Source organism: Pseudomonas kribbensis, from assembly GCF_003352185.1.
In the GTDB taxonomy this organism is placed as follows: domain Bacteria; phylum Pseudomonadota; class Gammaproteobacteria; order Pseudomonadales; family Pseudomonadaceae; genus Aquipseudomonas; species Aquipseudomonas kribbensis.
Genome location: NZ_CP029608.1, coordinates 5,357,270 through 5,371,554 on the forward strand (window position 1 = coordinate 5,357,270; position 14,285 = coordinate 5,371,554).

10 protein-coding genes are annotated in these 14,285 nt (G+C 61.5%); all 10 read left to right on the forward strand.

Going from position 1 to position 14,285, the window contains the following annotated elements; all coding sequences use genetic code 11:
- The first annotated feature begins 31 nt into the window (after nucleotides 1–31).
- The 10 genes from gluQRS to acs all read left to right on the forward strand — a co-directional run bounded on the left by gluQRS (nucleotide 32) and on the right by acs (nucleotide 14,256).
- Nucleotides 32–928: a tRNA glutamyl-Q(34) synthetase GluQRS gene (gene gluQRS, locus DLD99_RS24450; RefSeq protein ID WP_114885569.1), complete on the forward strand. Its 897-nt coding sequence runs from the start codon at nucleotides 32–34 to the stop codon at nucleotides 926–928.
- 77 nt (nucleotides 929–1,005) lie between these two features.
- A complete protein-coding gene (locus DLD99_RS24455; protein ID WP_003176118.1) occupies nucleotides 1,006–1,182 on the forward strand; it encodes a hypothetical protein in 177 nt (58 codons plus the stop codon).
- Nucleotides 1,166–4,120, forward strand: coding sequence for a sensor histidine kinase (locus tag DLD99_RS24460; RefSeq protein ID WP_162803513.1), 2,955 nt, complete (start codon nucleotides 1,166–1,168; stop codon nucleotides 4,118–4,120). Before DLD99_RS24455 ends, DLD99_RS24460 begins: the two co-directional genes overlap by 17 nt.
- 22 nt (nucleotides 4,121–4,142) lie before the next feature.
- On the forward strand, nucleotides 4,143–5,579 hold the full coding sequence (locus DLD99_RS24465) for a sigma-54-dependent transcriptional regulator (protein ID WP_114885573.1): 1,437 nt from the start codon (nucleotides 4,143–4,145) through the stop codon (nucleotides 5,577–5,579).
- A 734-nt stretch (nucleotides 5,580–6,313) separates the two neighbouring features.
- Nucleotides 6,314–7,714, forward strand: coding sequence for a polynucleotide adenylyltransferase PcnB (locus DLD99_RS24475; RefSeq protein WP_085712152.1), 1,401 nt, complete (start codon nucleotides 6,314–6,316; stop codon nucleotides 7,712–7,714).
- Between the two features lie 3 nt (nucleotides 7,715–7,717).
- Nucleotides 7,718–8,203: a 2-amino-4-hydroxy-6-hydroxymethyldihydropteridine diphosphokinase gene (gene folK / locus DLD99_RS24480; protein WP_114885577.1), complete on the forward strand. Its 486-nt coding sequence runs from the start codon at nucleotides 7,718–7,720 to the stop codon at nucleotides 8,201–8,203.
- 320 nt (nucleotides 8,204–8,523) lie between these two features.
- The gene (panB, locus tag DLD99_RS24485; RefSeq protein WP_114885579.1) at nucleotides 8,524–9,324 is read left to right on the forward strand and encodes a 3-methyl-2-oxobutanoate hydroxymethyltransferase; all 801 of its coding nucleotides are present in this window, start codon (nucleotides 8,524–8,526) and stop codon (nucleotides 9,322–9,324) included.
- Nucleotides 9,321–10,181, forward strand: coding sequence for a pantoate--beta-alanine ligase (gene panC / locus DLD99_RS24490; RefSeq protein ID WP_114885581.1), 861 nt, complete (start codon nucleotides 9,321–9,323; stop codon nucleotides 10,179–10,181). Before panB ends, panC begins: the two co-directional genes overlap by 4 nt.
- 358 nt (nucleotides 10,182–10,539) lie before the next feature.
- On the forward strand, nucleotides 10,540–12,204 hold the full coding sequence (gene pgi, locus DLD99_RS24495; protein WP_085712156.1) for a glucose-6-phosphate isomerase: 1,665 nt from the start codon (nucleotides 10,540–10,542) through the stop codon (nucleotides 12,202–12,204).
- A gap of 114 nt (nucleotides 12,205–12,318) precedes the next feature.
- Nucleotides 12,319–14,256: an acetate--CoA ligase gene (gene acs, locus DLD99_RS24500; RefSeq protein ID WP_114885583.1), complete on the forward strand. Its 1,938-nt coding sequence runs from the start codon at nucleotides 12,319–12,321 to the stop codon at nucleotides 14,254–14,256.
- The last annotated feature ends 29 nt before the right edge of the window (nucleotides 14,257–14,285 follow it).

Here is a 14,285-nt window from a genome sequence, read left to right on the forward strand (position 1 = left end):
CGTTTTTTACTCTTCAAGTAACATCGCCCTCATGACTGCCAACACCTCCCCCGCCTACATCGGCCGCTTTGCCCCGACTCCCAGTGGACACCTGCATTTCGGCTCACTGGTGGCTGCGCTCGCTTCTTACCTGGATGCCCGCTCGGTGAACGGCCGCTGGCTGGTGCGCATGGAAGATCTCGATCCGCCCCGGGAGGAGCCGGGGGCGCAGGCAGCGATTCTCAAGGCTCTGGAAAGCTATGGCTTCGAATGGGATGGCGAAATGGTCCGCCAGAGCGAGCGGCATGAAGCCTACGCGCAAGTACTCGACAGCCTGTTCAATCACGGCCTGGCGTACGCCTGCACCTGCTCGCGCAAACAACTGGAGCCGTATCACGGCATTTATCCGGGACTGTGCCGCAATGCCGGCCATGGCCAGGAAGACGCCGCGATCCGCCTGCGCGTGCCGGAGCTGGAATATCACTTCATCGACCGGGTGCAGGGCGAGTACCGCCAGCACCTTGGCCGCGACGTGGGTGATTTCGTGATCCGCCGCCGCGACGGCCTTTACGCCTATCAACTGGCGGTGGTGCTGGACGATGCGTGGCAGGGCATCACCGACATCGTGCGCGGCGCCGACCTGCTCGACTCCACGCCGCGCCAGCTCTACCTGCAAGAACTGCTGGGCCTGCGCCAGCCGCGCTACCTGCACCTGCCGCTGATTACCCAGCCGGACGGCAACAAGCTCGGCAAGTCCTACCGCTCGCCACCGCTGGAGGCCGATCAGGCCACGCCATTGTTGCTGAGAGCCTTGCGTGCGTTGGGGCAAGAGCCGGGACCTGAGCTGGCCCACGCCTCGCCGCAGGAGCTGCTGAAATGGGGCAGCGCCCACTGGGATGCCTCGGAAATCCCGCGCACACTGACCCTGCCCGAAGCGCAACTGCTGTGACGACACTTGCAGTGGCGCGCCCATCCGTTACCATCGCCGCACGTTTTCGGGCACGCGCATAAAAAAGAGAGGCCGGGATGTACATCTATCGCTTGGTCCTGCTTCTGGTCGTGGGGATCTACCTGTTTTCTCCCGCCATCATGGATTGGTGGATCGACGCTACGGGCGCCTGGTATCGCCCTTATCTGCTCTGGCTGATCCTGATCGTCGTGACCTTCATCCTGCAGAGCCAAAAAGATGCCGATGAGCTTTAGCCTGACCCAGATGCTGCTGATCAGCGCCGCCTACCTGGCCGCGTTGTTCGGCGTGGCATGGATCAGTGAGCGGGGCATGATCCCCCGGGCGATCATTCGCCATCCGCTGACTTACACCCTGTCGCTGGGGGTTTACGCCAGTGCGTGGGCGTTCTACGGAACGGTTGGCTTGGCCTATCAGTACGGCTACGGCTTTCTGTCCAGTTATCTCGGGGTGTCCGGCGCGTTTCTGCTGGCGCCGGTGTTGCTGTATCCGATCCTGAAGATCACCCGCACCTATCAACTGTCGTCGCTGGCGGACTTGTTCGCCTTTCGCTTTCGCAGCACCTGGGCCGGTGCGCTGACCACGATTTTCATGCTGATCGGCGTATTACCGCTGCTGGCGTTGCAGATCCAGGCCGTGGCCGATTCCATCGGCATCCTCACCGGCGAACCGGTGCAGAATCGCGTGGCCCTGGCGTTCTGCGCACTGATCATCCTGTTCACGATCTTCTTTGGCTCGCGCCATATCGCCACCCGTGAAAAGCATGAAGGTCTGGTGTTCGCGATTGCCTTCGAATCGGTGATCAAACTGGCCGCTCTCGGCGGCGTCGGCCTCTACGCGCTGTACGGTGTGTTCGACGGCCCGCAACAGCTAGAACTTTGGCTGTTGCAGAACCAGACCGCTCTCGCCGCCCTGCACACGCCGCTGCAGGAAGGCCCGTGGCGCACGTTGCTGCTGGTGTTTTTCGCCTCGGCGATCGTGATGCCGCACATGTATCACATGACCTTTACCGAAAACCTCAACCCGCGCTCGCTGGTCAGCGCGAGCTGGGGCCTGCCGCTGTTCCTGCTGCTGATGAGCCTGGCGGTGCCGCTGATTCTCTGGGCCGGCCTGAAACTCGGCGCCACCACCAATCCGGAATACTTCACCCTCGGCATCGGCATCGCTGCCAACAGCAAAGCCCTGGCGTTGTTGGCCTATGTCGGCGGTCTGTCGGCGGCCAGCGGCCTGATCATCGTCACCACGCTGGCGCTGTCAGGCATGGCCCTGAACCACCTGGTGCTGCCGCTTTATCAGCCACCGGCCGAAGGCAACATCTACCGCTGGCTGAAATGGACCCGCAGGGCGCTGATCGTCGCGATCATCATGGCCGGCTTCTGCTTCTACCTGATGCTCGGCGCGGAACAGGATCTGGCCAACCTCGGCATCGTCGCCTTCGTCGCGACCCTGCAATTCCTGCCCGGCGTGTTGTCGGTGCTGTACTGGCCGACCGCCAACCGCCGGGGCTTCATCGCTGGGCTGCTGGCGGGGATCCTGGTGTGGGTGGTGACCATGCTGCTGCCGCTGGTCGGCAATCTGCAGGGTTTCTATATTCCACTGCTGAACATGATCTACGTGCTGGACGACACCAGTTGGCACATGGCGGCCATCGCCTCGCTGGCAGCCAACGTCCTGATGTTCACTTTGATTTCGCTGTTCACCAATGCCAGCCCGGAAGAGGCCAGCGCCGCCGAAGCCTGCGCGGTGGATAACGTGCGTCGCCCGCAACGTCGGGAACTGCATGCCGCCTCGCCCCAGGAATTCGCCACACAACTGGCTAAGCCATTGGGTGCCAAGGCTGCGCAAAAGGAAGTCGAACAGGCCCTGCGCGACCTCTATCTGCCGTTCGACGAACGCCGCCCTTACGCTTTGCGTCGCTTGCGCGACCGGATCGAAGCCAATCTCTCCGGCCTGATGGGCCCGAGCGTGGCCCAGGACATGGTGGAAACCTTCCTGCCCTACAAGGCCGGCGGCGAAAACTACGTCACCGAAGACATCCACTTCATCGAAAGCCGCCTCGAGGACTACCACTCGCGCCTCACCGGTCTGGCCGCTGAACTCGATGCCCTGCGCCGCTACCACCGCCAGACCCTGCAGGAACTGCCGATGGGCGTCTGCTCGCTGGCCAAGGATCAGGAGATCCTGATGTGGAACAAGGCCATGGAAGAACTGACCGGGATTGCCGCGCAACGAGTGGTCGGATCGCGCCTGAGCACCATCGCCAATCCGTGGAAAGAATTGCTGCAAGGCTTCATCAACCTGCCCGATGAACACCTGCACAAACAGCACCTGACCCTTGATGGCCAGACCCGCTGGCTGAACCTGCACAAAGCGGCGATCGACGAGCCGCTGGCGCCAGGTAACAGCGGCCTGGTGTTGCTGGTGGAAGATTTGACCGAAACCCAGATGCTCGAAGACAAACTGGTTCACTCCGAGCGTCTGGCCAGCATCGGTCGACTCGCGGCTGGCGTGGCCCATGAAATCGGCAACCCGATCACTGGCATCGCGTGTCTTGCGCAAAACCTGCGTGAAGAGCGCGAAGAAGATGGCGAACTGACGGAAATCAGCGGCCAGATCCTCGAGCAGACCAAACGCGTGTCACGCATCGTCCAGTCGCTGATGAGTTTTGCCCACGCCGGCAGCCATCAGCACAGTGACGAGCCCGTCTGTCTGGCGGAGGTGGCTCAGGATGCCATTGGTCTGCTGGCTTTGAACCGGCGCAATTTCGAAGTCCAGTTCTACAACCTGTGCGACCCCGATCACTGGGTCGAAGGTGACCCGCAGCGGCTCGCCCAGGTGCTGATCAATCTGCTCTCCAACGCCCGTGACGCCTCGCCTGCCGGCAGTGCGGTGCGGGTCAAGAGCGAAGCCGGCGAACACACGGTCGACCTGATCGTGGAGGACGAAGGCAGCGGCATTCCATCGAGCATCATGGACCGATTGTTCGAACCCTTCTTTACCACCAAGGATCCTGGCGAAGGCACCGGTCTGGGCCTTGCACTGGTCTATTCCATCGTTGAAGAGCATTATGGACAAATCACCATCGACAGCCCGGCTGATGTTCAGAGCCAGCGCGGCACCCGTATCCGGGTGACATTGCCGCGTCATGTCGAAGCGACGTCCGCTGTGAACTGAGACCGTCGAGAGTATCGAATCAATGCCGCACATTTTGATCGTCGAAGACGAAACCATTATCCGCTCCGCCTTGCGCCGCCTGCTGGAACGCAACCAGTACCAGGTCAGCGAAGCCGGTTCAGTGCAGGAAGCACAAGAACGCTTCAGTATTCCCACATTCGATCTGATCGTCAGCGACCTGCGTCTGCCGGGTGCTCCGGGCACCGAGCTGATCAAGCTCGGCCAGGGCACGCCGGTGCTGATCATGACCAGCTACGCCAGCCTGCGTTCGGCGGTCGACTCGATGAAGATGGGCGCGGTGGATTACATCGCCAAGCCGTTCGACCACGATGAAATGCTTCAGGCTGTCGCCCGGATCCTGCGTGATCGCCAGTCGGCGCCGGCTGTCGGTGAAGTCGTTACCGGCAAAACTGCCAACGGCAATGGCAAATCCGCCACAGACAACAGCAACGGCGAGATCGGCATCATCGGCTCCTGCCCACCGATGCAGGACCTTTACGGCAAGATCCGCAAAGTCGCCCCGACGGATTCCAATGTCCTGATCCAGGGCGAGTCCGGCACCGGTAAAGAGCTGGTGGCCCGCGCCCTGCACAATCTGTCGAAACGCGCCAAGGCACCGATGATCTCGGTGAACTGCGCGGCCATTCCGGAAAGCCTGATCGAGTCCGAGCTGTTCGGTCACGAGAAAGGTGCATTCACCGGTGCCAGCGCCGGTCGTGCCGGTCTGGTGGAAGCGGCGGACGGCGGCACGCTGTTCCTTGACGAGATCGGCGAACTGCCTCTGGAAGCCCAGGCTCGCCTGTTGCGTGTATTGCAGGAAGGCGAAATTCGCCGGGTCGGCTCGGTGCAGTCGCAGAAAGTCGATGTCCGGTTGATCGCCGCGACCCACCGTGACCTCAAGAGCTTGGCGAAAATCGGCCAGTTCCGTGAAGACCTGTATTACCGCCTCCATGTGATCGCGCTGAAACTGCCGGCCCTACGCGAGCGTGGCGCCGACGTCAACGAAATCGCCAATGCGTTCCTCGCCCGCCAGAGCGCACGCATCAACCGCACCGACCTGAAGTTTGCCGCCGATGCCGAACAGGCGATCCGGCACTATTCGTGGCCGGGTAACGTGCGGGAGCTGGAAAACGCCGTCGAGCGCGCCGTCATCCTGAGCGAAAGCCCGGAAATCTCTGCCGACCTGCTGGGCATCGACATCGAGCTGGGGGATCTGGAGGACGACGAGTTCATCGGCCTGCCGGCGCAACCGGCCGGTAACGCCAGCAACAGCAGCCACGAGCCGACCGAAGACCTGTCGCTGGAAGACTACTTCCAGCATTTCGTACTCGAGCACCAGGACCACATGACCGAGACCGAACTGGCGCGCAAACTGGGCGTCAGCCGCAAATGCCTGTGGGAACGCCGCCAGCGCCTGGGCATTCCACGGCGCAAGACCGGGGTCGCCAGCGAGAGCTGAACGTTACCTGTCGAGTGTGCGGGTAACCGTTGAATGTGTGAAAAAACTGTTACCTCAGTCTTTTCACGTAACAGAAGCCGGGGTTATCGGTAACGAAACCCCGGCTTTTTTTCGCCCTGCGAAAACGGTTATATCGACCTAACCCCTTGTTTTATTGGGGTTCGCAAAAGTTGGCACGGCCCCTGCTATATGTTTGGTACAAGAACAATAACAAGCAATGCACAAGACAATAAAAATAAGACGAATCGACTCACGCACAATAAAAACAAGACGGCGAGAGGCGCAGCTAACTGATTCTTTTGGAGAGGCGTTGTATTTGGGGCTTGCCCCACGACCAGGCCGAGAACAACAAAAACTGTCCTAAGACAGAGCCTGTACTGGTTGGATCGAGAGATCACTGCAATTCAGCGACCAAAGCAATCCGTTTGCTCTTGGCTCCCGATTGGGAGGGTCATGAAGGAAAAGCTTCATGGCGAGGGCACTCAACAAAAACAAGAAGCCCGAATCAATAATAAAAAGAGCACGCAACTACTTCTTGGGGAGCTTCGGCTCCCCTTGTAGTTTCTCCCTCCCGGGAAAATCTCCCCTCCTGACGCATCTTCACCCCTCTAGCCTGCGGCCTGCAGCGCAAATCGGCAGCGTCCTACACCATCCCTCGACTAAATGCTAGAATCCCCGCCCATCATGCGGTCATTCTCTGGTATGGCCGAACATTCCTTCAAACAGTGCATCCCATGCTGAAGAAGCTGTTCCAGTCATTCCGAACTCCCCTGCGTCGTACGCAACACATCCGTAGCACGCCTGAAGTCCTCAACAGCGGCCAACATTCGCTGCAAAAGGCGCAATTCAGCCGATACGCGGTCAACATCGTCGAACGTCTGCAGGGCGCCGGCTACCAGGCCTACCTGGTTGGTGGCTGCGTGCGAGACATGCTTTTGGGCATCACACCCAAAGACTTCGACGTCGCCACCAGCGCCACTCCCGAGCAGGTTCGCGCCGAATTCCGCAATGCGCGGATCATCGGCCGCCGCTTCAAGCTGGTGCACATCCATTTCGGTCGCGAAATCATCGAGGTCGCGACCTTCCGCGCCAACCACCCGCAAAATGAAGACGACGAAGACAGCAATCAGTCTTCGCGCAACGAGAGCGGGCGCATTCTGCGCGACAACGTTTACGGCACCCTGGAAGAAGACGCGCAACGTCGCGACTTCACCATCAACGCCCTGTATTACGATCCGGTCAGCGAGCGCATCCTCGATTACGCCAACGGCGTGCACGACATCCGCAATCATCTGATCCGCCTGATCGGCGACCCGAAACAGCGCTACCAGGAAGACCCGGTACGGATGCTGCGGGCCGTGCGTTTCGCCGCCAAGCTCAACTTCGGCATCGAAAAGCACACCGTCCAGCCGATCCGCGACCTGGCACCGATGCTGCGCGAAATTCCGTCGGCTCGGTTGTTCGAGGAAGTGCTCAAGCTGTTCCTCTCCGGCCATGGCGCCATCACCTTCGAGATGCTGGTCGACCTGCAACTGTTCGCGCCGTTGTTCCCGGCCAGCGCCGATGCGCTGGAATACAACCCGGAATACACCCACACACTGATCAGCGAAGCACTGACCAACACCGACCTGCGGATCAAGCAGAACAAACCGGTGACCCCGGCGTTCCTGTTTGCCGCCCTGTTGTGGCCAGCCCTGCCAGCCCGCGTATTGCGCCTGCAGGAACGTGGCATGCCGCCGATTCCGGCGATGCAGGAAGCCGCCCACGAGCTGATTGCCGAGCAGTGCCAGCGCATTGCGATTCCAAAACGTTTCACCATGCCGATCCGCGAGATCTGGGACATGCAGGAACGCCTGCCACGCCGCAGCGGCAAACGCGCCGACCTGTTGCTGGACAATCCGCGCTTCCGCGCCGGCTACGACTTCCTGCTGCTGCGTGAAAGCGCCGGCGAGCAGACCGATGGCCTGGGCGAATGGTGGACCGATTATCAGGATGCCAACGACAGCGAACGCCGCGACATGATCCGCGATCTCAGCGGCAAGGAAGACGGCGCCAGCGGTGCTCCGCGCAAGCGTCGCCGCAGCAGCGGTTCCAAGCGCAAACGCGCCGGTGCACCGAGCGCTACGGGCGAATAGGGCATGGAACGCATCTACATCGGCATGGGCAGCAACCTGGCTGACCCGGCCGAACAACTGCGCAGCGCGGTCGACTCATTGACGCAACTGCCGAGTACAGCACTGGTCGGTGTCTCTGCCTTTTACCAGAGCGACTCCCTGCTGCCGGGTCAGCCGCGTTACACCAACGCGGTTGCGGCGCTCGACAGCACACTCGCCCCGCTGGAACTGCTCGATGCCCTGCAATCCATCGAAAACGGCCAGGGTCGCGAACGCCTGGAACGCTGGGGCCCGCGCACGCTGGACCTGGACATCCTGCTGTTCGGTGACCGTCTGATCGATGAACCGCGCCTGAAAGTCCCGCATTACCACATGCAGGAACGTGCGTTCGTTCTTTACCCCCTGGCCGAACTGGCCCCCGAAGATCTGCGCCTGGCCGACGGCCGCACCCTTGCCGATCTGCTCGCAGCCTGCCCGTTCGTCGGCCTCGAACGCCTCTCCCACGCCTGACCCAAACCGCCGATGCGGGAGCAGACCTGCTCCCGTATTTTGCGTTTTTGTAGGACAAAAAACCCGCAGATCAGGCCTGCCGGCCCGCTGAATCGCATCAGTAACGCCGGTAACACTCCCGTCGTAACAATGCGGTAACACATGCAATTGACTTCCTGAGGCCTCATCACGACTATAGGCGTCCCGCTGCCGCCAACCCGGCATACAAGGGCGCAATCCAGGCCTTATAAGCACGACAAAAGAGCGTGCGCCTGAATAGATGACGAATCACGCGCGTTACTCGCAGTAGTTTCCAAAGCGCCTGAACGAGGATTTCTTACATGCCAGCCATCACCCTGACCACGCTCCAGAGCCTCAAGCAGAAAGGTGAAAAGATCACCATGCTGACCTGCTATGACGCGACCTTCGCCCACGCCTGCAACGAGGCCGGTGTCGAAGTGCTGCTGGTGGGCGACTCCCTCGGCATGGTCCTGCAAGGTCACGACAGCACCCTGCCGGTGACCATTGCGGAAATGGCCTACCACACTGCCTGCGTCAAGCGCGGCAACACCGACGCCCTGATCCTGGCCGACCTGCCGTTCATGGCCAACGCCACCCTCGAACAAACCATGACCAACAGCGCCATGCTGATGCAGGCCGGCGCGCACATGGTCAAGGTCGAAGGTGCGCTGTGGCTGGCGGAATCGATCCGTCTGCTGGCCGAGCGCGGCGTACCGGTCTGCGCCCACATGGGCCTGACTCCGCAAGCCGTGAACATTCTCGGCGGCTATAAAGTGCAGGGTCGCAACGAAAACCAGGCACGCCAGATGCGCGCCGACGCGATCTCCCTGGAGCAGGCCGGCGCGGCGATGCTGCTGCTGGAATGCGTGCCGAGCGAACTGGCGGCCGAAATCAGCCAGGCGGTGAAAATCCCGGTGATCGGCATCGGCGCCGGCACCGACACCGACGGTCAGGTCCTGGTGCTGCACGACATGCTCGGCCTGTCGATCAGCGGCCGCGTACCGAAATTCGTGAAGAACTTCATGCAGGGTCAGGACAGCATCCAGTCCGCACTGAAGGCTTATGTGAACGAAGTCAAAGCCGCCACTTTCCCTGGGATCGAACACGGATTCTCTGCATGAACACCGTCAAAACCGTACGTGAACTGCGCGCTGCCGTGGCGCGCGCCCGCAGTGAAGGCAAGCGCATCGGCTTCGTGCCGACCATGGGCAACCTGCACAGCGGCCACATCGCATTGATCACTAAAGCCAAGCAGCGAGTGGACTTCGTGGTCGCGAGCATTTTCGTCAACCCGCTGCAGTTCGGCGCCGGCGAAGACCTCGACAAATACCCGCGCACCCTGGCGGCGGATCAGGAAAAACTGCTGGAAGCCGGTTGCTCCCTGCTGTTCGCCCCGACCGTCGAAGAAATGTACCCCGACGGCATGGCCGGGCAGACCCGGGTCAGCGTGCCACAGCTTTCCGAAGGCCTGTGCGGTGCCAGCCGCCCGGGGCACTTCGAAGGTGTGGCGACCGTGGTCAGCAAACTGTTCAACATGGTCCAGCCGGATCTGGCGATCTTCGGTCAGAAGGACTACCAGCAACTGGCCGTGATCCGTGCGCTGGTGCATGACCTGAACATGCCGATCCAGATCATCGGCGAGCCGACCGTACGTGCAGCCGATGGCCTGGCGCTGTCCTCGCGCAACGGTTTCCTCAGCGAGGAACAACGCGCCGTAGCGCCCGTCGTTTACCGCGCCCTGAGCAACATTGCCGAGTCGATCAAGCAGGGCGAGCGCGACTTCCCGGCCTTGATCCTGGCACAGCGGCAACAGCTGGAAGCCGCCGGCCTGCGCCCGGATTACCTGGAAATCCGCCACGCCCTGACCCTGCGTCCGGCCACAGCGGAAGATCGTGACCTGGTGATTCTGGTTGCTGCGTTCCTCGGCACCACCCGGTTGATCGACAACCTGCACCTGAACCTCGATACCCCCGCCTGAACACCGCAACAACAGAATGAGGGAGCGAGCCTGTTCGCTCCCTCATTCGTCTTTCATCCCCCTTCCAGATCGTATTGCCGGGCACCTGACCATCGGGCAAACTGCCCGCCGATCCACTGCGCGCGAAAGCAGGGACTTGCTCGCATTACCCGCCGTCTGTCGGCGTCTGCTGTTATCGATGTTAAAAAAGTACAGGTAACAGGTCAGAAGAAGCCAAGACAGATCGCGGCGCTGGGTTTACTGTATTCGCCCTGCGCCCGTGTAATCGTGTCGACGCAGTTGCCCCCTCGCCCAAACATGGCGGGGAGGTCTTTTCAGTGTTCAAAAGGCCGTTCAAGTAAAAAGGAAAACCGCAGCGATGGCGTACTACCGCACCCCTCATGACGTTACCGCTCTGCCTGCCTGGCAGGCGTTGAAAGACCACCGCCAAGCCATGCAGGATTTCAGCATGCGCGAAGCCTTCAACGCCGATCCGCAGCGCTTCACTCAGTTCACCCTCAGCAGCTGCGGACTGTTTCTCGACTATTCGAAGAATCTGATCAACGCCGAGACCCGCAACCTGCTGGTGGGTCTGGCCAACGAAGTCGATCTCAAGGGCGCGATCAAGGCGCTGTTCGACGGCGAAATCGTCAACTCCTCCGAAGGCCGCCCGGCGCTGCATACCGCCCTGCGTCGCCCGGTGGGCGACAAGCTGTCGGTCAATGGCGTCAACGTGATGCCTGAAGTACACAAGGTGTTGAACCAGATCACCGATCTGGTCGGCAAGATCCATGACGGCCTGTGGCGCGGTTACACCGAAAAGCCGATCACTGACGTGGTCAACATCGGTATCGGTGGTTCGTTCCTCGGCCCGGAACTGGTCTCCGAAGCCCTGCTGTCCTACGCCCAGAAAGGCGTGCGTTGCCATTACCTGGCGAACATCGACGGCAGCGAATTCCACGAGCTGACGCAAAAACTGCGCGCCGAGACCACGCTGTTCATCGTGTCGTCGAAATCGTTCAACACCCTCGAAACCCTGAAAAACGCCCAGGCCGCCCGTGCCTGGTACCTGGCCCAGGGCGGTTCGGAAGCCGAGCTGTATCGTCACTTCATCGCCGTATCGAGCAACAACGCGGCGGCCGTGGCCTTCGGTATCCGCGAAGAGAACATCTTCCCGATGTGGGACTGGGTCGGCGGTCGTTATTCGCTGTGGTCGGCCATCGGTCTGCCGATTGCCCTGGCCATCGGCATGTCCAACTTCAAGGAACTGCTGTCCGGTGCCTACACCATGGACCAGCATTTCCAGAGCGCGCCGTTCGAACAGAACATGCCGGTGCTGCTGGCCCTGCTCGGCGTGTGGTACGGCAACTTCTGGGGCGCGCAGAGCCACGCGATCCTGCCGTACGACCACTACCTGCGTAACATCACCAAGCACTTGCAACAGCTGGACATGGAATCCAACGGCAAGAGCGTGCGTCAGGACGGCACTCCGGTGTCGACCGATACCGGCCCGGTGATCTGGGGCGGCGTCGGCTGCAACGGCCAGCACGCTTACCACCAGTTGCTGCACCAGGGCACCCAGCTGATTCCGGCCGACTTCATCGTGCCGATCGTCAGCTTCAACCCGGTGTCCGACCACCATCAGTGGCTGTACGCCAACTGCCTGTCCCAGAGCCAGGCGCTGATGCTCGGCAAGACCCTGCCGGAAGCCGAAGCCGAACTGCGCGACAAAGGCATGAGCGAAGAACAGGTGCAGAAACTGGCACCGCACAAGGTGATCCCGGGCAACCGTCCGAGCAACACCCTGGTGGTCGAGCGCATCAGCCCGCGTCGTCTCGGCGCGCTGGTGGCGATGTACGAACACAAAGTCTTCGTGCAAAGCGTGGTCTGGGGCATCAACGCCTTCGACCAGTGGGGCGTGGAACTGGGTAAAGAGCTGGGCAAGGGCGTCTACAACCGCCTGGTCGGCAGCGAAGAAACCGCCGCCGAAGATGCGTCCACTCAAGGCCTGATCAACTACTTCCGCGGCCGTCACCGCGGCTGATTCAGCTCTGAACACACCCCCTCGCCATGAGGGGGTGTTTGTTTACAGGTATTGAACCCTCCCCGCTCTCGGCGCATCTTTATCCTTGTCGCACAACAAGAATAAGGAACCGTCATGTTCGATATCAGCACGTTCCCCAAAGCCGATGCCGTCCGCCGGGCAGCCCAGTTGAGTCAGGACGACTACCATCGCCTGTACCGAGAATCCATTGAACACCCCAGCACCTTCTGGGCCGAGCAGGCCACCCGCTTCCTCGACTGGAGCACGCCGTGGCAGACCGTCCAGCGCTATGACCTGAAGACCGGCGAGGCTTCCTGGTTCGCCGGGGCGAAACTGAACGTCAGTTACAACTGCATCGATCGCCACCTGGAGAAACGCGGCGACCAGACCGCCATTGTCTGGGAGGGCGATGATCCCGCCGAATCCACGCAAATCACCTACAACAAACTCCATCACCACGTCTGCCGCCTGGCCAACGTGCTGAAAAGCCGCGGCGTGAAGAAGGGCGACCGGGTGTGCATCTACATGCCGATGATCCCCGAGGCGGCTTACGCCATGCTCGCCTGCGCACGGATCGGCGCGATTCACTCGGTGGTGTTTGGCGGTTTCTCCCCGGACTCGTTGCGCGACCGCATTCTCGACGCCGACTGCCGCACCGTGATCACCGCCGACGAAGGCGTGCGCGGTGGCAAGTTCGTGCCGCTGAAACAGAACGTCGACAAGGCCCTGCAAAGCTGTCCCAAGGTCAGCACTGTCGTGGTCGTCGAACACACCCAGAACAAGGTCGACTGGGCCGAAGGCCGTGACCTCTGGTATCACCAGGCCGTGCGCGATGTCAGCGACGATTGCCCGCCGGAACCGATGGACGCCGAAGACCCGCTGTTCATCCTCTACACCTCCGGCAGCACCGGCAAACCCAAGGGCGTGCTGCACACCACCGGCGGTTACCTGCTGCAAGCGGCGATGACCTTCAAGTACGTGCTCGACTACCGCGATGGCGAAGTGTTCTGGTGCACCGCCGACGTCGGCTGGGTCACCGGCCACAGCTACATCGTCTACGGCCCGCTGGCCAACGGCGCGACCACGCTGATCTTCGAAGGCGTACCGAGCTATCCGAGCACGTCGCGGTTCTGGCAGGTGATCGACAAACACAAGGTCAACATCTTCTACACCGCGCCGACCGCCCTGCGCGCATTGATGCGTGAAGGCGCCGGCCCCTTGCAGGAAACTTCGCGACAGAGTCTCAGATTGCTCGGCAGCGTCGGTGAGCCGATCAACCCGGAAGCGTGGGAATGGTATTTCAACGTGGTCGGCGAACAGCGCTGTCCGATTGTCGATACCTGGTGGCAGACCGAGACCGGCGGCATCATGCTCAGCCCGCTGGTCAGCGCCCAGCGGATCAAACCGGGCTGCGCCACCCAACCGATGTTCGGCGTGCAACCGGTGCTGCTCGACGAACACGGCAAGGAAATCAAGGGCGCCGGCAGCGGCGTGCTGGCGATCAAGTCGAGCTGGCCGGCGCAGATCCGCAGCGTCTACGGCGATCCGCAGCGCATGGTCGACACCTACTTCAAACCCTACCCCGGCTACTACTTCACCGGCGACGGCGCCCGCCGCGACGAGGATGGCGACTACTGGATCACCGGGCGCATCGATGACGTGATCAATGTCTCCGGCCATCGCATCGGCACCGCCGAGGTCGAAAGCGCGCTGGTGCTGCACGACAGCATCGCCGAGGCCGCCGTGGTCGGTTACCCCCACGACGTCAAAGGCCAGGGCATCTACGCCTTCGTCACGCCCATGAACGGCGCCGAACCCAACGACGAACTGAAGAAGGAATTGCTGGCCCACGTCAGCAAGGAGATCGGCAGTTTCGCCAAACCGGACCTGATCCAGTGGGCCCCGGCCCTGCCGAAAACCCGCTCGGGCAAGATCATGCGGCGAATCCTGCGCAAGATCGCCTGCAACGAGCTCGACAGTCTTGGCGATACCTCGACCCTGGCCGACCCGAGCGTGGTGCAGGGGCTGATCGACAAGCGCCTTAACCAGTAGAATCACGGGCGCGGTCAACCGGCCGCGCC

What these genes read in the sequence shown, in the direction of transcription:
- gluQRS (WP_114885569.1), top strand. Translation starts at nt 32, where the DNA reads ATGACTGCCAACACCTCCCCCGCCTACATCGGCCGCTTTGCCCCGACT.
- DLD99_RS24455 (WP_003176118.1), top strand. Translation starts at nt 1,006, where the DNA reads ATGTACATCTATCGCTTGGTCCTGCTTCTGGTCGTGGGGATCTACCTG.
- DLD99_RS24460 (WP_162803513.1), top strand. Translation starts at nt 1,166, where the DNA reads ATGCCGATGAGCTTTAGCCTGACCCAGATGCTGCTGATCAGCGCCGCC.
- DLD99_RS24465 (WP_114885573.1), top strand. Translation starts at nt 4,143, where the DNA reads ATGCCGCACATTTTGATCGTCGAAGACGAAACCATTATCCGCTCCGCC.
- DLD99_RS24475 (WP_085712152.1), top strand. Translation starts at nt 6,314, where the DNA reads ATGCTGAAGAAGCTGTTCCAGTCATTCCGAACTCCCCTGCGTCGTACG.
- folK (WP_114885577.1), top strand. Translation starts at nt 7,718, where the DNA reads ATGGAACGCATCTACATCGGCATGGGCAGCAACCTGGCTGACCCGGCC.
- panB (WP_114885579.1), top strand. Translation starts at nt 8,524, where the DNA reads ATGCCAGCCATCACCCTGACCACGCTCCAGAGCCTCAAGCAGAAAGGT.
- panC (WP_114885581.1), top strand. Translation starts at nt 9,321, where the DNA reads ATGAACACCGTCAAAACCGTACGTGAACTGCGCGCTGCCGTGGCGCGC.
- pgi (WP_085712156.1), top strand. Translation starts at nt 10,540, where the DNA reads ATGGCGTACTACCGCACCCCTCATGACGTTACCGCTCTGCCTGCCTGG.
- acs (WP_114885583.1), top strand. Translation starts at nt 12,319, where the DNA reads ATGTTCGATATCAGCACGTTCCCCAAAGCCGATGCCGTCCGCCGGGCA.